Origin of the sequence: Shewanella sp. T24-MNA-CIBAN-0130, from assembly GCF_040310185.1 — a bacterium.
In the GTDB taxonomy this organism is placed as follows: domain Bacteria; phylum Pseudomonadota; class Gammaproteobacteria; order Enterobacterales; family Shewanellaceae; genus Shewanella; species Shewanella psychromarinicola.
This window is the reverse complement of sequence record NZ_JBEOPP010000445.1, coordinates 1-252: the sequence shown is the minus strand read 5'-3', so window position 1 is coordinate 252 and position 252 is coordinate 1. Positions and strand designations below refer to the sequence as shown.

1 protein-coding gene is annotated in these 252 nt (G+C 11.9%); it reads left to right on the top strand.

Translation table 11 applies throughout. The annotated features are described in order from the left end of the window. Window positions 1-74 precede the first annotated feature (74 nt). Window positions 75-215 carry a hypothetical protein gene (locus AAEZ02_RS23795; protein WP_351125492.1) on the top strand — a complete coding sequence of 47 codons (141 nt, stop codon included), beginning with the start codon at window positions 75-77 and terminating at the stop codon, window positions 213-215. Window positions 216-252: the final 37 nt, after the last annotated feature.

Genomic DNA, 252 nt, shown 5'->3' with positions numbered 1-252 from the left:
GTAAAAAAAAAAAGATAAAAAAACTACAAAAAAACATATAAATAAAAAAGCTCAAACGTAAATTAAGAAAATAAATGAAAATCTATAAAGAAAAAAAGAAAAAAAATAAAAAAACTAAAATAAAAAAAAAAAACAAAAAAAAAATTAAAAAAAAAAAAAAAAAAAAAAACCAAACAAAAAAAAAAAATGAACAAAAAAAAACAGCAAAAAAATAATTATATCAAAAATTTAAAGGACCAATTTAAATAATTA

Bases quoted from the DNA above. Each gene is read 5' to 3' on its own strand.
- AAEZ02_RS23795 (WP_351125492.1), top strand. From the start codon at position 75: ATGAAAATCTATAAAGAAAAAAAGAAAAAAAATAAAAAAACTAAAATA.